This window comes from Fluviirhizobium alvei (assembly GCF_030551875.1).
Classification (GTDB): domain Bacteria; phylum Pseudomonadota; class Alphaproteobacteria; order Rhizobiales; family Rhizobiaceae; genus Rhizobium_E; species Rhizobium_E alvei.
Map to the genome: position 1 here is coordinate 16,359 of NZ_JAUOZU010000012.1, position 17,156 is coordinate 33,514.

Consider the following 17,156-nt stretch of genomic DNA (forward strand, 5'->3'; position numbering starts at 1 on the left):
ACCTCGCGAAGCGGAGCTTCCAGGTCTGTGGAACGGATCGCGGCGGTACGGTGCTATTCAACCGGGTACTGTCTCGGGCTTGATTGCAGCAGTTACTTAGTGAGCAGTCGCCGCCGTGGCATCGTGGCGATGGAAGCCTGTGTCACCAGCCACTTCTGGAGCCGGTTCGCGCAAGGTCACGGGCACGACGTACGGCTGATCCCACCAATCTATGTGAAGCTGTTCGTCAAAGGTAATCTCCCCGTTTTTAACGGGGTCGATCAGTAGAATTCAAGCTGCCATTTTCAGTTTCTGCCTCGGCGTTATGCCGCCGATGGCCATATTGGGTCGGTCGTTGTTGTATGTCCAGAGCCAGCGAGTGGCGTGATCCTGCACCTCTTGGATTGTCTCGAAGATAAAGCACCCCAACCATTCGTGGCGGACTGTCCTGTTATAGCGCTCGATGTAGGCGCTTTGCTGGGGCTTGCCAGTGGATATGGTTGATTGTGATGTTGCGCTTCTCGGCCCACGTCCACAGCGTGCCGCTGATATATTCCGGCCCATTGTCCACCCGAATGGTCTCCGGCTTGCCCCGCCATTCGATGATCCGGTTCAGCGACCGAACGACCCGCTCGGCTGGCAGCGAGAAATCGACCTCGATCCCAAGCCTTTCGCGGTCGAAATCGTCGATGACGTTGAGGGTCCGGAACGAGCGGCCATCGGCCAGTTGGTCGGCCATGAAGTCCATCGACCAGGTCCGGTTGGGTTGCACGGGCACAGCAAGCGGTTCGGGACGCTCCCGCACCAGACGTATCCTGGGCTTGATCCTGAGATTCAACTCCAGTTCGCGATAGATGCGGTAAACCCGTTTGTGGTTCCAGGTGAAGCCCTTGTTATTGCGCAGATAAAGGAAGCACAGCCCAAAACCCCATGCCTTGTGCGCCGTGGTCAGGCGCAGCAACCAGTCCAATATGTCTTCATTCTCGCTGCCGAGCTTGCGCCCATAGAGATAGCACGTCTCGCTGACCGAGAACGTCCGGCAGGCCAGCCCTACGCTGAAGTCATGATCTTGAACCGCTTGCATGGCCATCACCTTCCTCTGGGATGGCCTCAGCGCTTTTTTCCGAGCGCCTCCTTCAGGAGATCGTTCTGCACGCTCAGTTCCGCATACATCTTCTTCAGCTGCCGGTTCTCGTCCTCCATACTGTTCATCTGCGCCACCATGGACGCATCCATGCCGCCCAGCCGCGCCGCCATTTGTAAAGGCTTGCGTCGCTCATGCCGTGCTCCCTGCACAACTGCGCCACCGGAACGCCGTCTTCGGCCTGCTTCAGGATCGCCATGATCTGCGCGTCGCTAAATCGTGATGTCTTCATAGAAATCTTCTCCAAAATCATTGTGAGAAAACTCTACTTTTAAACCCCGTTAGTTTGCGGAGGGATTACCCACCTATGCAAACGGCGCCCGCTTCGTCGGGTTGCACGGTCCGAACGCGAATGGGACGGCGTCTCTGAGATTGGCAATGATGCCGCCGCCGCCCTCCGTGTCGGTGTCAGCGATGCAAAGATCGGCCAGATCTTCACCAAACGCAGCGGAAACTGATCCGGATCGGTGCGTCAGACTTCGCGTCGCGGGAAACAGCGTTCTGGCTCGGCCTGGACCACCGCTGGCGGCAGCCGATTTGAAGGCCGAGCGATCAGACCAGAGGCTTAGCCATAACGTGCCGGCACGGAACAGATTGCCATACGGTAACAACGTCCAAGGCGGCGGGCAAAGCGAGCGAATCCAAGGATGGGAATCTGCATCGCGTGTGCGCTTATAGCCATCTTGAACGCAAGAAATCTTCCCATCTGTCTGCGACGTACGATGACTGATAAGAATTGTATTATCAATGATTTAGATATGCGAACTTGAGACGGCTTAACCCAGAGACACGATCTCGAACTTGTCTCTCAAAGCAGGGGTAAAAGAACCAAGGAAACGATATCGGGCGTCTCGCAGACCACTGACTAATTGGACCGGAGCTTCTCAACATAGAGGCCTCGCAAACCTCATTCCACCGCTTGCCAACCGACCTAAGTCGCGCAATAGCCGTGCGGATTTCAGCAGGCAGGAATAAGGGGAGTTTGTAAAGAGTGAATGGTGCCGCTTACGTGACTCGAACACGTGACCCCATCATTACGAATGATGTGCTCTACCGACTGAGCTAAAGCGGCACTGACGCAAACCGCTTTGGCGGCGCGTGGCAGGGGCTGTAACGCCAAAGACGAAAGATTGCAAGACCGTCGATCAGGATTTTCAGGCCGGGAGATGCACTTTTCTCCCGGCCCGGATGGGCTCAGGCGCCGCAGATCTTGGCACGCGCCTGGTTGTATTCACGCTCGAGGCGATCGACCAGTTCGGAGACCGGCGCGACCTTCTTGACGGCGCCGATACCCTGGCCGGCGCCCCAGATTTCCTTCCAGGCCTTGGGACCGGACGAAGCCTTCTCGAAATCCATCTTGGAGGGATCTGCCTCCGGCAGATGAGCCGGATCAAGGCCCGACGCGGCGATCGACCCCTTGAGATAGTTGCCATGGATTCCGGTGAAATAGTTTGAATAGACGATGTCGTCAGCGTTGCTGGAAACGATCATCTCCTTGTAGGCCTCGACGGCACGCGCCTCAGGCGTTGCGATGAAGGGCGAGCCGATATAGGCGAGATCGGCGCCCATGGCCTGGGCGGCGAGGATGGCTCCCCCGTTGGCAATCGCACCCGACAGAAGCAATGGTCCCTCGAACCATTCGCGGATTTCCTGGATCAGGGCGAAGGGCGACAGACGACCGGCATGGCCGCCGGCGCCGGTTGCCACCGCGATCAGCCCGTCGGCACCCTTGCGGATGGCGGAATTGGCATGACGGTTGTTGATCACGTCATGCAGCACGATGCCGCCATAGGAATGGATGGCCTGGTTGACTTCCGGGACAGCACCAAGCGAGGAGATGACGATCGGCACCTTGTATTTGACGCACATGGTGAGATCGTGTTCGAGCCGCTTGTTGGACGTATGCACGATCTGGTTGACCGCGAACGGTGCCGACGGCTTGTCCGGGTTGGCGGCATCATAGGCGGCAAGCGTTTCGGTGATTTCGGCCAGCCAGTCATCCAGCTGGCTCTCGGGGCGGGCATTCAACGCAGGAAACGAGCCGACGACGCCCGCCTTGCACTGGGCGATCACCAGTTCCGGATGAGAGATGATGAACAGCGGCGAAGCGACGACCGGCAGGCGAAGACGGTCCTTGAGAATGGCGGGCAAAGTCATGTTCGATCCATTTCGACGGTTTCGTATATATAAGGCGCCATCGACGAAACCTTGATAGCCGTCGCATGGCATGACGCACGATGGAATGATGCGCCGGTTGCGGCATCAAGACATTTTCCGGCAAATTGTTCAACCTTGAATTTTTTACGTCATGAAAAAGCCTGACTGGACCGACAGGCAGATTATCGGGGAGAGTTGCTGGCCAGCTTTCCGGCATGCTTGCCATGCGACCAACGAATGGTTACCGGATAGACAGGACGCCGAAATGGGCGGGCAGTGAAGGGCGAACCGGCTTGAGTGGATTGGAACAGGCGATCAGGAATGCGCTGGAGCGTGCAGAGCGTTCCAACCCAGAGATCCGTTCGCGTATCTACCAGTCGGCACGCAATGCGCTCGACGCCGGCCTTCGCAAACAGGAGATCGAGGATCTCGAGCAGGTCGCACGGCAGCGACAGCGCCTCGAAGCCACCATTCGCCTGATCGAGGATGAAGAACTCGAACGGCTGCGCTCGATCGCGCGGCTGGAAAAGGTGATCGTTGACCGCGAGCCCGATGATCTGGATCCAGGAATGCAATTGGGGTCGCCGGATGAGCCGCTGTCCCAACCGGAATCTGTTCGCGAAGAGGCTCCGGAGCCGCAAGTCGACAGGTCTGCTGAACCGTCCGCCAGGCCGGTGGGCCACGTGAGCGGCGACGACGGCTCGTTGTCGAACCTCAGCATGCGTCGGGATGATACTCCCAAATCGATGTTACACGAAGATGAGAGCCCTGCCTGGAGCGCGCCGGGCACGCCCGAAGCGGCGAGGACGCCGCAAAAGGTGCGCTCGGCCGGACGCCGCGCCAGCTCCTTTTTCGTAGCCATGTTCGTCTATGTGGTGCTGTTCGGCGCCATCGGCGGCGCGTTCTGGTGGGTCTGGGCGACCGGCATGCTGGATGCGGCCCTCAAGGGCTCCGGCGAATTCGACCTGGTGCCGAAGGAGTTGCAGAGCGAAAGCTTCGATCCGGCGGAAAAGAAATCCGCACTCGATCCGATGCGCGGTTTCTCGGGCGAGTGGATCGAGGTCTTCAATCCGAAAGATGCGGATTCGGTCGTCGCGCGGGCGAATGCCGAAATCGGCACGACGAAAGATGGCGATGGCGATGCGGTGACGATCGCATCCGGGGCGCCGGACCAGGACGGGGACGTGCTGATCGACGTGCCGGCCTCGATCCTGCAGGATATGGTCGGTCGATCTTCTACGCTTGCCCTGACCGTCAGCGCGCTCGGCGACAAGCCGGCCCAGATCTATGTGCAATGTGAATTTGCCGAACTCGGCGGCTGCGGACGCCACCGTTTCACAGTCACGACGGACCGCACCGACAACCTGCTGCGGGTGACATTCGACCGGACGCTGGCGCCTGAAAAGGGTGGCAAGATCGTCATCAACACCGATCTCAACGGCGAAGGCGGCGCGATCAAGCTCTATGGCATCCGGTTTCTGCCCGGCACCTAACGGCTTTCAGAAATAGACGGTGAATGTCGAACCCTTGCCGACTTCTGAACGGATGGCGAGCCGGGCCTTGTGGCGGGTCAGAATATGCTTGACGATCGCCAGACCCAACCCGGTCCCCTTTTTCGACCGGCTGCTTTCGATATTGGCGCGGTAGAACCGTTCCGTGAGGCGCGGCACATGCTGCGGCTCGATCCCCGGTCCGAAATCGGTGACGGAAACTTCCGGATCGCCCGAGGCCGAGGTGCCAAGCGACACGATCACACGCTCGCCCTCCTGCCCATATTTGCAGGCATTCTCGATCAGATTTTCGAACACCTGCGTCAGTTCATCACGATCCCCGCGAACGGAGGATGTCGTTTCGCCAAGCTGTCGCTCGATCGTGACGCCCAGTTCGCGGGCCAAAGGCTGTAGCGCATCACAGACCGAACCCAAAAGCGGAGCAAGCGCCACCTCCTCGTCGGGGGCGACACGCGCCTTGAGCTCCAGCCTGGACAGTGACATCAGGTCATCGACCAGGCGGCTCATTCGTGTCACCTGCTCGAGCATGATCGGCAGAAACTTGTCCTGCGCCTTGAGATCGTTGCGGGCGGGACCCTGCAGGGTTTCGATGAAGCCGCGCAGGGAGGCGAGCGGCGTCCGCAGTTCATGGCTCGCATTGGCGACGAAATCGGTGCGCATGCGATCGATGCGCCGTGCCTCGGAGACATCGCGGAATATCAGGACGTAGAAATCGGCGCCGACCGTCTCGTCGGAGGCGTGGATCATCCGCACCTGATAGACACTGTCGGCTTTCAGACCGCCGGAATATTCCGTCTGGCCTGACAATCCCGTCGCCAGGACCCCGCGGACCATATCCAGCACAGCCGGCAGGCGAATGAGGGACGAAAGGTGCTGACCGATCTGGAAGCGGCCGAACGCATCGACGGCGGACTTGTTCTGGTAGAGAACATTGCCTTCCGGGTCGAGCAGGTAGGCCGGACTGTCGAAACCGGCGAAAGCGGCTTTCACCTCTGCCAGAGGGTCGTTTTCCGGAACAACGATGGGTGCCACAGAGACAGGCGCCGGTTGCCGCCGCTGCGGCGCCAGGAGAAGCAACAGGATCGGCAGGCTGATGACAGCGATGAAAATCGCGTCGAGATCGAAGGCCAGTGCGATCAGAACCACGGCCAGCCATGCCAGGAGCGTCGGCACGTTTCTTTGGAACCATTCGGCAAGCCTGGCATACATCAGCAATATCCGTCTCGGTGTGCGTGTCACACCTTCAACCTATGACATGAATATTACAGGTCTTTCATGCTGCGCTTGAATTCACAAGAAGGATATGTCCATTTCAACAGACCTGACCCGGCATGAAGGAGGATCGCATGGCCCAACAGCAGCAATCGCGCGCAGTGACGCTCAAGATCGACGGCAAGGAGCGGCTGTTCGACATCGACGACCCCAAGCTGCCGGACTGGATCGATGACCATGCGCTGGAATCCGGCGGCTACCCTTACGACAAGAAGCTCGACGAAGACGAGTATGAGGAAACGCTCGAGCATCTGCAGGAGGAACTGGTGAAGGTGCAGATCTGGCAACAGGAAACCGGGGCCCGCGTGATCAGCCTCTTTGAAGGGCGCGATGCGGCCGGCAAGGGCGGCACGATCTTCTCCATCCACGCCTACATGAATCCGCGCAGTGCCCGCGTCGTTGCGCTCTCCAAGCCGACGGAGACCGAAGCCGGCCAATGGTATTATCAGCGCTACATCGCCAATTTCCCGACCAAGGGTGAATTCGTGCTGTTTGACCGCTCCTGGTACAACCGGGCCGGCGTTGAACCCGTCATGGGCTTCTGCACCCCGGAACAATATGAGAAATTTCTCAAAAACACCCCGCGCTTCGAACGCATGATCGTGGATGAAGGTTTTCACTTCTTCAAATTCTATCTCAATATCGGTCGGGAAATGCAGCTCAAGCGCTTCCACGACCGCCGCCACAGCAAGCTGACGATGTGGAAACTCTCACCGATGGATATTGCCGCGCTCGACAAGTGGGGTGACTATACGGAAAAGCGCGACCGCATGCTGAAGGAAACCCACAGCGAGCATGCGCCCTGGACCGTCGTTCGCGCCAATGACAAGCGGCGCGCCCGCATCAACGTCATTCGGCACATCCTGACATCACTGGATTATACCGGCAAGGACGAGAAGGTCATCGGCAAGATCGATGACAAGATCCTGGGTTTTGGCCCCGATTTTGTAAAATAGGATTGCAAAAGCAAAGGGCCGGAAAACCGGCCCTTTTGCAGTCGATCGATTTGCGCCGGTCAGCGAAGACGGCGACGTTCTGCAGAAGGCTGGTAGGCCAGCTTCTGATGGTAGGTGCAGTAGGGCGATGAATCCGGGGAGTCATTGCCGCAGAATGCGAAATCGTCCTTGAGCGGATCGCCCAACGGCCACTTGCAGGTCCGCTCGGTAAGGCGGATCAACGGCACGCGCTTGAAGATTGGCACCACGACATTGTTGTCGACGACCATCTCGAGATGCTCGTGAACTTCGACCTCGACCTCTTCCTTCAGCATGGTCGCACCAGCCGAACGGGTTACGGTCCGCGTGACAGTGCGCGGGGTGAAGGTAGCGGGCCGGCTCGGCTGGGAAACGCTTGCGCGCTTCTGCGGACGGGCAGAGGTGGTGCCACCTGCTTTTGCGCGACCCGGCAGGCTCAACCGGTGAACCTTGCCAATGACCGCGTTGCGGCTGACGCCGCCCAATTGTGCCGCGATCTGGCTGGCGCTCAAGCCCTCGGACCACAACTTCTTCAGTCGTTCCACCCGGTCTTCAGTCCAGTTCTGGGTATTATCCATCGTTGGTTCCTTCTGACGGAATCCATCACCACACTCCGGAAAGGGCCGAAGTTTTCGACGCTGATACTGTTGGTGACTAGTTCCGCCGCATGCAGTCTAGCAATTCATTCTTAACCTAGAGAGCCGGAGACTCCCTGACAAGGGACGAGGGAATCTGCGAGAATCGAATTCCGAGTTATCCCCAAGATTGATCTGTCAACCACCAATTCGACCCATCAGGAACGGGTGGCTTCTATGCCCTGCTATGCGACAAAGTGCAGGCAAAATGCGGGTTTTTGTTGACGAAAGCGGCCTAAATGACAATAGTGCCGCTGCCGCCTGCAAAGGCGGCTTTTTGATTTCATGCATTCGCATAACTGTCACGATCCGCGACCCGAGACCGGTGACAGAGACGACAAGGAGAAGTCCCATGGCGGAAGCCAGCCCCCTTTACGAAACCTACGCTCGCGCTCCCCTGCGCTTCGAGCGAGGGGACGGGGTGTGGCTGATCACCGAAGATGGCGAGCGCTATCTCGATTTCGCGGCCGGCGTGGCGGTAAACTCGCTTGGCCATGGGCATCCGCATCTGGTGGAAGCGCTCAAGGCGCAGGCCGACAAGCTCTGGCACATGTCCAACCTCTATCAGGCGCCAGGCCAGGAGAAGCTGGCGAAACGCCTGATCGACAATACATTCGCCGATCGGGTGTTCTTTACCAACTCCGGTGCAGAAGCGCTGGAATGTGCCATCAAGACGGCTCGGCGCTATCACTATGCCAAGGGGCATCCGGACAAGTACCATATCATCACGTTCGAAGGCGCCTTCCATGGCCGTACGATCGCCACGATCGCCGCCGGTGGCCAGCAGAAATATATCGACGGTTTCGGACCCAAGGCGCCCGGCTTCGACCAGATCCCCTTCGAGGACATGGATGCGCTGAAGGCTGCCATCACCGACCAGACCGCCGGCATTCTTCTCGAACCGGTTCAGGGCGAAGGCGGCCTTCGCTCCTTCTCGACCGAATTCCTGCGGGCCGTACGTACCCTTTGCGACGAAAAGGGTCTGCTTCTGCTCCTCGATGAGGTTCAGTGCGGCATTGGCCGCACGGGCAAACTCTTTGCTCATGAACGGGCCGGCATTACCCCGGATATCATGGCGATCGCCAAGGGCATCGGCGGCGGCTTTCCGCTGGGTGCCTGCCTGGCTACCGAGGAGGCTGCTTCCGGCATGGTGGCCGGCACGCATGGATCGACCTATGGCGGCAATCCTCTCGCCATGGCCTGTGGCAATGCGGTGCTGGACGTCGTTCTTTCGGAAGGGTTCCTGCAGCATGTCAACGATATCGCGCTCGTGCTGCGGCAGGGTCTGGCATCGCTCAAGGACCGCTATCCGGATGTCATCGAGGATATCCGTGGCGAAGGGCTGATGATAGGCATCAAGATGAAGGTACCGGCAGCGGACTTCATCCAGGCCTTGCGCGCCGAGCGCATGCTGAGCGTGATGGCGGGCGACAATGTCGTGCGCCTTCTTCCGCCCCTGACGACAACGGCGGAAGAAGCACGGCTCGGCCTCCAGAAACTGGAACAGGCCGCCGAGCAGCTGAAAGCTGCCAGAGGGTAAGGAATATCGATCCGGTGACACCGGAACGAGGGACAAGAGACAGGGGTATGGCGTCATGACGTCCGGCAAACATTTTCTCGATCTTTCTGCGGTCAGCGCGGAGGCACTCAGGACCATCCTCGAGGATGCCAAAACCCGAAAGGCTGCCCAGAAGGCCGGCACTGCCGACAAGCCGCTGGCCGGCAAGATGCTGGCGATGATCTTCGAAAAGCCTTCGACGCGGACCCGCGTGTCGTTCGACGTCGGCATGCGCCAGCTCGGCGGCGAAACGCTGTTCCTGTCCGGTACCGAAATGCAGCTTGGCCGCGCCGAAACGATCGGCGACACGGCAAAAGTCCTGTCGCGCTATGTCGATGCGATCATGATCCGAACCACCGATCACAACCGCCTGCTGGAACTTGCCGAACATGCCACCGTTCCGGTGATCAACGGGCTCACGGATGCGACCCATCCCTGCCAGATCATGGCCGACATCCTGACCTATGAGGAACATCGCGGTTCGATCGCCGGCAAGACGCTGGCCTGGACGGGCGATGGCAACAACGTCCTTCATTCGCTGGTGGAGGGCTCGGCGCGCTTCGGCTACCGGATGAACATGGCGGTTCCGCTCGGCTCTGAGCCGGATGACAAATATCTCAACTGGGCCCGCAACAATGGCGGCTCGGTGATGCTCTGCCACGATGCCGACCGCGCGGTCGATGGAGCCGACTGCGTGATCACCGATACCTGGGTGTCGATGAACCAGGAGCACAAGGCGCGCGGGCACAATGTCTTCATGCCGTTCCAGGTCAACAAGGATCTGATGAAGAAGGCCAAGGATGATGCCCTCTTCATGCATTGCCTGCCGGCCCATCGCGGCGAAGAGGTGACCGACGAGGTGATCGACGGGCCGCAGTCGGTTGTCTTCGATGAGGCTGAAAACCGTCTGCATGCCCAGAAATCGGTTCTCGCCTGGTGCCTCGGCGCCATCGGCGCTTGAAATCCGCGTAAAACCGATTACCTGAGGCTCAACGGGCAAGCCGGTCATCTGGCCGGCTTTGTCATTTTCAGGATCTCCCCATGACCTATCAAGATCAAATTGCCCAGACCGGGCTTGCTGGCGATGACCGCGTCGTGCCCTTCCAGGTGGAAGGGTTGGACGTTCGTGGCCGCGCCGTGACCCTCGGACCGCTTGTTGATGCCATTCTGGCCCGGCACAACTACCCTGCCCCGGTTGCCCGGCTTCTGTCGGAAGCAATTGCGCTCACCGTTCTTCTCGGCACGTCGCTGAAATTCGAAGGCAAGCTGATTGTCCAGACCCAGTCGGACGGTCCGGTGAACTTTCTCGTCGCCGATTTCACGGCGCCCGATGGCGTGCGCGGCTATGCGCGCTTCGACCAGGAGGCTCTCGATCAGGCGGTAGCCGAAGGCCGCATCCAGCCGCACGAACTGCTCGGCAAGGGCGTTCTCGCCTTTACGATCGACCAGGGGCCGGACATGCGTCGCTACCAGGGCATCGTGGCTCTGGATGGAGAGACGCTCGAAGAGGCTGCAGCGGTCTATTTCCGCCAGTCGGAACAGATCCCGACCCGGGTGAAGCTGGCGTCGGCGGAATTGTTCGATCGTGATGCCGAAGGCAAGCCGCGTCACCGCTGGCGTGCCGGCGGCATGGTGGTGCAGTTCCTGCCGGAGGCACCGGAACGGATGCGCCAGCCCGACTTGCATGGCGGCGATGGCGATACCGGAAGCCAGGCGCACGAGGAAGACGATACCTGGGCGGAAGCCCAGATGCTGGCAGCGACCGTGGGCGCCGAAGAGCTGACCGATCCCGACCTTGGTGTCGAGCGGTTGCTCTATCGCCTATTCCACGAACGCGGTGTCCGCGTCTATGACGCGCAGCCGGTGCATGACCGGTGCAGCTGCTCGGAAGAAAAGATCCGTTCGGTGCTCGCCGGCTTCACGGCCGAGGAGATTACCTCCACGATCGAGAATGGCGAGATCCGCGTCGCGTGCGAATTCTGCTCTTCGGCTTACCTGTTCAAGCCCGAGGAATTCGGAGTTAGCCAGTAAAGCCCGTTGCCCGGTGGACTTCGCGTCCGCCGAGCAATGTCAGCTGCACTTCGGTATCCCCGATGTCATAGACATCGCAGGTGAAGATGTCGCGGTCGAGCACGATGATGTCGGCATATTTGCCCGGCGCAAGCGAACCGGTGCTTTCCGCCCGCCAGGCGCTTGCCGCAGCATTGACAGTGTAACCCATCACGCTTTCCTTACGCGTCAGACGCTCTTGCGGCAGGAACGGTTCCACCGCGCCGTTCTTTGCCGGCGGCTGGCGGGTGATTGCCGTTTCCATGATCTTGAACGGATTGAGGGTCGAGACACCCCAGTCGCTCGAAAGCGTATATTGCGCGCCCGCATCGATGAGCGAGCGGAAGGCGTACATCCAGCGCGAACGTTCAGGGCCACCCATCGGAACGGCCACGTCGGTCACTGAAGGTTCGTTTCTTGCCCAGAGCGCCTGAACATTGGCGACGGCTCCCAGCGTGCGGAAACGGGGGATATCGGCCGGATCAATGAACTGGATATGGGCCAGCTGGTGCAGGCTCGGCCAGGCGCCATTCTTGTCGCGCGCCGCTTCCAGCCCGTCGAGGGCGGCTCGGACGGCGCCATCCCCGATGACATGGACATGGATCTGGAACCGTGCCGCATCGAAGGCGGTGAAGAGTTCCTTGACCTGCTCATGGCCGAACATTAGCGGCGCGTTACCACCGATCGCATCGCTATAGGGCTCGATCATCACGCCGGTGCGGTTTTCCATCACGCCATCGAGGAAGAACTTGGCCGAGTGGATCCGGAACATCTCGAGATCGTTGCTGCGACGAAGTTCCTCAACACGAGCCAGCGCGTCCGCGGTCGCCTCTTCCGGGAAGACTTTGGCAGTGGCACAGACACGGACGGTCAGTTCGCCATCTTCGGCGAGCTTCCTGTAGACCCGCGCATGACGCTCCATCACGAGGGCGTCAAGAACGCCGGTGATGCCATGGCGATTGCAGAGCGCCTGGCCGTAGCGAACGCCGGCGGCATATTCTTCATCGGTTACCTCCGGCATGCGGTTGGTCGCCCAGTTTACAGCTTCCTCGAACAGCATTCCGGTCGGCACGCCGTCGGCATCAACCACGAAATGGCCATTGAACGGATCCTCGGTGCCCTTGACCAGACCGATCGCCTCGCAGCCCTTGGAATTGAGGCAGGCATTGTGCCCGTCGGAGGCGAGAATGAAGCAGGGTCGGTCGGGAATGGCGGCATCCAGAACATGGCGGTCGAGATTATGTTCGGTGAAGATACCAGTGTACCAGCCGACGCCGCGCACCCAAGGGCCGTCATGGGTTGCGGCAAAACTGGAGAGCGTTTCCTTGAGCTCGTCGATCGAACCGGCGGCATCGAGATTGGCATTGGTGCCGTAATCGCAGCCGGAATCCTGCAGGTGAATATGCGTGTCCTGAAAGCCAGGCAAAACCAGCCGTCCGCCGGCATCGACCACACGCGTCTGCGGTCCGGCAAGCGCTTTCATCTCCTCGGTGCTGCCAAGCGCGACAATACGGCCACCCGCAACCGCGAGCGCCGCAACTGCAGGCGTCAACGGGTCCATGGTGACGATATTGCCATTGATCAGGATAAGGTCCGCAACTGACATAGATAATCTCCTTATGTGAAATGGGCGACGGGTCAGAGCGTTTCGGGACTGCTCATGCGTGCCGCCCAGCGCCGGCGGATGACTTCCGAGCCGACGACAAGAACGGATGAGACGAGCAGGATGACCGACCCAAGCGCGAGCATGGATGGCAACTTGGCCGGAAAACGCAGCTGACCATAGAGGAAGACCGGCAGGGTGGGGCTGGTGCCGGACAGAAAGAAGGCGATGACGAACTCATCGAACGACGTGATGAAACAGAGCAGCCAGCTCGAGATGACTGCCGGAAAGATCAGCGGCAAAGTCACTCGCCTGAAGGTGCCGAACGCCGTCTCGCCGAGATCGCGCGAGGCCTCCTCCAGACTGCGATCGAGCCCTTCGAGGCTCGACATCAGCACCATCACCGAGAATGGCAGGCAGAGAAAGACATGCGCGGCGGCAACGGCGCCGAGCGACAGGTCCATGCCGAACACGCGAACCAGAACGATCAGGAATGCGATCGCGAAGACGATGCTTGGAACCACGAGCGGCAGCATGACTGTGCCGAGAAGCAGACCAGAGGCAGGCAGCAGCTTCCGCGTCAGGGCAATGGCCAACGGCAAACCGAGCGCGGTGGCGAGGAGTGCTGAGGAAAAGCCGACCGCAAGACTGTTCACAAGCGCATCGGTCATCGAATGGTTTTCGACCATGGCGCTATAATGGCGAAGGGTCAGACCCTTGAGCGGGAAGATCGCGAACGTGTTGTCATTGAAGGAAAAGAGCGGCAACAGCAGCGTTGGCCCATAAAGAAACCCGAGGAACAGAACCGCATAAAGTGTGAGGAAGCGAAATCTCCGTTTCATGTCCTCAATCCCCGCTGCATCATCTTGCGGTAGCCGATCGCCCATAGGAAGAGCAGGACGACAGCGGCGACGACCAGCATCATCACGATGGCGATCGTTGCACCCATTGGCGTATCGTTCTGCTTGAAGAACAGGGTCTGGATGGCATTGCCGATCATGATGCCACCCGGTCCGCCGACCAGTGTCGGCGTCACATAATCACCCACGGTCGGGATGAAGACGAGGAGCGCGGCGGAAACAACGCCCGGCATCGACAATGGCAGGGTGACGCGGCGAAAGCGTCTCCAGCGGCTATCGCCGAGATCGGTGGCGGCTTCGAGCAGGGAACGGTCGATCTTTTCGAGCGAGACGTAGATCGGCAGAATGGCGAACGCCACCCAGGCATGGGTGAGTGTCAGCATGACCGCAACCGGATTGTAGAGCAGGAATTCGAGCGGCTGATCGATCAAGCCGATGCTTTTCAGGCCCGAATTGATGGCGCCGTTGAAACCGAGCACGATCTTCCAGGCAAAGACACGCAAGAGGTAGCTGGTCCAGAACGGAATGGTGATGAGGATGAGCCACATGACCTTGTAACGCTTGACCCGGAAGGCCAGGAAATAGGCCATTGGATAGGCAGCAAGAATGACGCCCAGCGTGGCGATCAGCGACATGAATATGGATTTGATCAGCAGGATCAGAGGGACCGGGTTCTTCAGATAGAAGGGAATCCCCATCCACACTGTAGCCGTATCAGAAGGTTCGATCAGTGATCTGTAGTTCGCAAGCGTGAAGGACGTATCGAGCGCAAATCCGTCCTGCCGCATGAAACTCAAACCCACCATCGCCATCAGCGGCGCCAGAAGTACCAGCGTTACCAGAATGGCCACGCTGGCGCCGAGCGGATTGCGGGCCAGTTCGGAGTTGCGGGGCGACCATGAGAGCTTCATGGCACCGCTCACAACTTCAGGGCCTTGATCTCCTCCCACACCTTGGTCTGTTCTGCCACGATCGCCGCCGGCTGCGGCCGGAACAGGGTGGCACTCTTCATATGCTCGACCGGATCGACAATGCCCATGGCCTTGATGCTTGCCGGATCGGCCGCCGCGAAGGACTTCATGTTGGCATGGCCATAACCAGACCCTTCGATCAGCGTTTTGCCGGTCTCCGGTGACAGCCAGGCATCAATGAAATCATAGGACAGAGCGATATCAGCCTTGCCCGATTTCAGGATGCTGATGCCGCAGAACCAGGTGAAATAGCCTTCCTTGGGCTTGGCGAAAGCAACGGGAATGCCCTGCGCCGAGAGGTTCTTGACGGCGTCGTTCCAGGCATAGGCGGCAACGATTTCGCCCGAAGCCAGTGCCTGCTGCAGCTCCGTCGGATCGGCCCACAGGAAGCGGCTGTTGCGAACCGCCTTGGCACCGAGTTCCTTGGCGGCCTGAAGCGCATCGCCCGACATCAGATAGGCGTCCTCGTATTTTGCCCCTCCAACCATCTTGCCGATCACCATTGCCAGCGGATCATCGAGCATCGAGACCTTGCCCTCGAAGGCATCGTCATAAAAGATGCCCCAGCTCTCGCCATCCTTGAAGGCATCGCCGATCAGATCCGGACGGTAGACGATCGAGGAATTGCCCCAGTCGGCCGGCGCCATGACAACCTCGCCGTTCGACATGACACCTTCGGCAGTCTGCAGCGCGGGAAAGACATCCTTCCAGTTCGACAATTTCGCGGTATCGATCGGCAGCGTCAGACCGGCATCAACGAAGAGGCCGACAGAATAATTGCAAGGATGCATGACATCGGCTGCGAAGCCGGCGCGTACCTTGGCCAGCGCTTCCGGTTCGCCGGCAAAAATGGAGAAGTTCGGGGTCGTTCCGTGCTTGTCCACGAAAGATTTGAAGTAATCCGGAGCATCATAACCACTCCATTCCATGCAGGTCAGCGGCTCTGCGGCAGCGCCGACATTCGGCATGAGCGCAAAACCGACACCGAAGGCGGCGGCGCACTTCAGTGCATCCCGACGGCTGATCTTTCCTTGCGACAACTGATCGATGAACTTGATCCGGCTCATGACACCCTCTCGAACAGATTGATGGAATTGTGGAAATGCACTGCGTACTGAATATACGTTCAGTAAGCGTGACAATTCTCAACCTGTCAACGGATAATTAATCTTTGTCGAAACTGACCGGGGTTGTCAGTTGAGCGTACGCTGCAGACCGGGTGTATCGAGAGAGAAAGCCGGAATGACAACGTCAAACAGTTCGCCGTCTTCGCCAAGCATCTGGTAGTGCCCGAACATCACACCGGAAGGTGTATCCAGCGGACAGCCGGAGTTGTATTCGTAGGAATCGCCTGGTCCGAGAACGGGCTGCTCGCCGACGACGCCGGGGCCGGTGACTTCATCGACCTGGCCATTTTCGTCGGTGATATTCCAATAGCGGTTGATCAGCTTGACAGTATGGGAGGAATGGTTGGCAATGACGATGCGATAGCCCCAGACATAGCGGCTGTCTGCCGGATCCGATTGCTCGGCCAGATAATAGGGCTCGACCGTCACTTCGATCTGTCGTGTCGTGGCGCGGTACATCCGGTCCTTCCAGGTACGCAATCGTCTGAGCCGAGGTTTTGCCTCCGCCTTTTCTCTATAAATCGTATTTCGGTTAAGAAAATCAATAGATTTGGACCGCTTCGCCCAGCGAAGCGGTCCGAAAAGCCGCATTTCAGGACACGGGCAGTTCGCTTACACCGCCATGGGCCGCCGACCAGGCAAGCGGATCATCGAGAAAGGCCTCGACCGACGTCAGTTTTTCCGACGAGAACAGGCTCTGTTGCCTCGCAACCGCCAGCACTTCGCGCCAGGTGGCAATGTAATGGAGATTGACCTTGCCATTGGCAAAACGCGCTTCGGCCGCCTCAAAGATCCCATAATAAAACAAGGCCATACCGTGATCGACGATGCCGCCGGCCTGCCGGATCGCATCAATGAAGGTGAACATGGAGCCGCCAGCGGTCGTCAGATCTTCAATGACGAGAACCCGCGCGCCCTCTTTCATCTCACCCTCGATCTGAGCATTGCGGCCATGCCCCTTCGGCTTCTTGCGGACATAGATCATCGGAAGCGACAGGCGTTCGGCGAGGAAAGCAGCGAAGGGAATGCCCGCCGTTTCCCCACCAGCGACGCAATCAAACTGCTCGAACCCGGCTTCCGCCAGAACCGTCGCGGCAGCGAAATCCATAACAGCCGAGCGGATCCGGGGATAGGAGATCAGTTTGCGGCAATCGATATAGACGGGGCTCATCATGCCGGATGCCAGCTTGTAGGGCTCTTCCGGCCGGAAGTGTACTGCACGGATCTCCCAAAGCATCTTCGCCATCAGATTGGCCATGGTGGACTTTTCGTTGAAGGCGTTGGAAAACATGGGCTGGCTCCTGCTCGGGTGGACT

14 protein-coding genes, 1 tRNA gene and 1 pseudogene are annotated in these 17,156 nt (G+C 59.3%); 5 read left to right on the forward strand and 11 right to left on the reverse strand.

Annotated features, from left to right (window positions below; genetic code table 11):
* Window positions 1-270: 270 nt before the first annotated feature.
* The 3 genes and pseudogenes from Q4481_RS15965 to Q4481_RS15975 all read right to left on the reverse strand — a co-directional run bounded on the left by Q4481_RS15965 (window position 271) and on the right by Q4481_RS15975 (window position 3,280).
* Window positions 271-1,355 (reverse strand): annotated as a pseudogene (locus Q4481_RS15965) (IS3 family transposase).
* Window positions 1,356-2,119: 764 nt separating this feature from the next.
* Window positions 2,120-2,195: transfer RNA gene (locus Q4481_RS15970), tRNA-Thr, on the reverse strand.
* Between the two features lie 122 nt (window positions 2,196-2,317).
* Window positions 2,318-3,280, reverse strand: coding sequence for an NAD(P)H-dependent flavin oxidoreductase (locus Q4481_RS15975; RefSeq protein WP_304377402.1), 963 nt, complete (start codon window positions 3,278-3,280; stop codon window positions 2,318-2,320).
* 293 nt (window positions 3,281-3,573) lie between these two features.
* Between Q4481_RS15975 and Q4481_RS15980 the strand changes: the two genes are divergently transcribed.
* A complete protein-coding gene (locus tag Q4481_RS15980; RefSeq protein WP_304377403.1) occupies window positions 3,574-4,773 on the forward strand; it encodes a hypothetical protein in 1,200 nt (399 codons plus the stop codon).
* A 6-nt stretch (window positions 4,774-4,779) separates the two neighbouring features.
* On the opposite strand, the gene phoR is transcribed toward Q4481_RS15980, so the two are convergent.
* Window positions 4,780-6,000, reverse strand: a complete 1,221-nt coding sequence (gene phoR, locus Q4481_RS15985) for a phosphate regulon sensor histidine kinase PhoR (protein ID WP_304377404.1) — start codon at window positions 5,998-6,000, stop codon at window positions 4,780-4,782.
* 137 nt (window positions 6,001-6,137) lie between these two features.
* Here phoR and ppk2 point away from each other — a divergent pair, with 137 nt between their 5' ends.
* Entirely contained in the window at window positions 6,138-7,019 is an 882-nt protein-coding gene (ppk2, locus tag Q4481_RS15990; RefSeq protein WP_304377405.1) for a polyphosphate kinase 2, read from the forward strand.
* Between the two features lie 59 nt (window positions 7,020-7,078).
* Here the strand turns inward: ppk2 and Q4481_RS15995 are convergent, their stop codons facing one another.
* Window positions 7,079-7,615, reverse strand: a complete 537-nt coding sequence (locus Q4481_RS15995) for a GcrA family cell cycle regulator (protein ID WP_304377406.1) — start codon at window positions 7,613-7,615, stop codon at window positions 7,079-7,081.
* A 409-nt stretch (window positions 7,616-8,024) separates the two neighbouring features.
* Between Q4481_RS15995 and Q4481_RS16000 the strand changes: the two genes are divergently transcribed.
* The 3 genes from Q4481_RS16000 to Q4481_RS16010 all read left to right on the forward strand — a co-directional run bounded on the left by Q4481_RS16000 (window position 8,025) and on the right by Q4481_RS16010 (window position 11,261).
* Entirely contained in the window at window positions 8,025-9,212 is a 1,188-nt protein-coding gene (locus tag Q4481_RS16000) for an aspartate aminotransferase family protein (RefSeq protein WP_304377407.1), read from the forward strand.
* A gap of 55 nt (window positions 9,213-9,267) precedes the next feature.
* The gene (gene argF / locus Q4481_RS16005) at window positions 9,268-10,191 is read left to right on the forward strand and encodes an ornithine carbamoyltransferase (RefSeq protein ID WP_304377408.1); all 924 of its coding nucleotides are present in this window, start codon (window positions 9,268-9,270) and stop codon (window positions 10,189-10,191) included.
* 80 nt (window positions 10,192-10,271) lie between these two features.
* Window positions 10,272-11,261 carry an Hsp33 family molecular chaperone gene (locus Q4481_RS16010; RefSeq protein ID WP_304377409.1) on the forward strand — a complete coding sequence of 330 codons (990 nt, stop codon included), beginning with the start codon at window positions 10,272-10,274 and terminating at the stop codon, window positions 11,259-11,261.
* On the opposite strand, the gene Q4481_RS16015 is transcribed toward Q4481_RS16010, so the two are convergent.
* From Q4481_RS16015 to Q4481_RS16040, 6 genes are all read right to left on the reverse strand, one after another.
* Window positions 11,251-12,885, reverse strand: a complete 1,635-nt coding sequence (locus Q4481_RS16015) for an amidohydrolase (protein WP_304377410.1) — start codon at window positions 12,883-12,885, stop codon at window positions 11,251-11,253. The genes Q4481_RS16010 and Q4481_RS16015 overlap by 11 nt on opposite strands.
* A 32-nt stretch (window positions 12,886-12,917) precedes the next feature.
* A complete protein-coding gene (locus Q4481_RS16020) occupies window positions 12,918-13,724 on the reverse strand; it encodes an ABC transporter permease (RefSeq protein WP_304377411.1) in 807 nt (268 codons plus the stop codon).
* On the reverse strand, window positions 13,721-14,653 hold the full coding sequence (locus Q4481_RS16025) for an ABC transporter permease (protein ID WP_304377412.1): 933 nt from the start codon (window positions 14,651-14,653) through the stop codon (window positions 13,721-13,723). Before Q4481_RS16025 ends, Q4481_RS16020 begins: the two co-directional genes overlap by 4 nt.
* An 8-nt stretch (window positions 14,654-14,661) precedes the next feature.
* Entirely contained in the window at window positions 14,662-15,780 is a 1,119-nt protein-coding gene (locus tag Q4481_RS16030) for an ABC transporter substrate-binding protein (RefSeq protein WP_304377413.1), read from the reverse strand.
* 126 nt (window positions 15,781-15,906) lie between these two features.
* On the reverse strand, window positions 15,907-16,299 hold the full coding sequence (apaG, locus tag Q4481_RS16035; RefSeq protein WP_304377414.1) for a Co2+/Mg2+ efflux facilitator ApaG/CorD: 393 nt from the start codon (window positions 16,297-16,299) through the stop codon (window positions 15,907-15,909).
* Between the two features lie 133 nt (window positions 16,300-16,432).
* Complete coding sequence (locus Q4481_RS16040; RefSeq protein WP_304377415.1) at window positions 16,433-17,131, reverse strand: orotate phosphoribosyltransferase; 699 nt, start codon at window positions 17,129-17,131, stop codon at window positions 16,433-16,435.
* Window positions 17,132-17,156: the final 25 nt, after the last annotated feature.

Excerpts from the sequence above, each read along its gene's own strand:
- Q4481_RS15975 (WP_304377402.1), bottom strand. The coding sequence starts at position 3,280 with ATGACTTTGCCCGCCATTCTCAAGGACCGTCTTCGCCTGCCGGTCGTC.
- phoR (WP_304377404.1), bottom strand. The coding sequence starts at position 6,000 with ATGTATGCCAGGCTTGCCGAATGGTTCCAAAGAAACGTGCCGACGCTC.
- ppk2 (WP_304377405.1), top strand. The coding sequence starts at position 6,138 with ATGGCCCAACAGCAGCAATCGCGCGCAGTGACGCTCAAGATCGACGGC.
- Q4481_RS15995 (WP_304377406.1), bottom strand. The coding sequence starts at position 7,615 with ATGGATAATACCCAGAACTGGACTGAAGACCGGGTGGAACGACTGAAG.
- Q4481_RS16000 (WP_304377407.1), top strand. The coding sequence starts at position 8,025 with ATGGCGGAAGCCAGCCCCCTTTACGAAACCTACGCTCGCGCTCCCCTG.
- argF (WP_304377408.1), top strand. The coding sequence starts at position 9,268 with ATGACGTCCGGCAAACATTTTCTCGATCTTTCTGCGGTCAGCGCGGAG.
- Q4481_RS16010 (WP_304377409.1), top strand. The coding sequence starts at position 10,272 with ATGACCTATCAAGATCAAATTGCCCAGACCGGGCTTGCTGGCGATGAC.
- Q4481_RS16015 (WP_304377410.1), bottom strand. The coding sequence starts at position 12,885 with ATGTCAGTTGCGGACCTTATCCTGATCAATGGCAATATCGTCACCATG.
- Q4481_RS16020 (WP_304377411.1), bottom strand. The coding sequence starts at position 13,724 with ATGAAACGGAGATTTCGCTTCCTCACACTTTATGCGGTTCTGTTCCTC.
- Q4481_RS16025 (WP_304377412.1), bottom strand. The coding sequence starts at position 14,653 with ATGAAGCTCTCATGGTCGCCCCGCAACTCCGAACTGGCCCGCAATCCG.
- Q4481_RS16030 (WP_304377413.1), bottom strand. The coding sequence starts at position 15,780 with ATGAGCCGGATCAAGTTCATCGATCAGTTGTCGCAAGGAAAGATCAGC.
- apaG (WP_304377414.1), bottom strand. The coding sequence starts at position 16,299 with ATGTACCGCGCCACGACACGACAGATCGAAGTGACGGTCGAGCCCTAT.
- Q4481_RS16040 (WP_304377415.1), bottom strand. The coding sequence starts at position 17,131 with ATGTTTTCCAACGCCTTCAACGAAAAGTCCACCATGGCCAATCTGATG.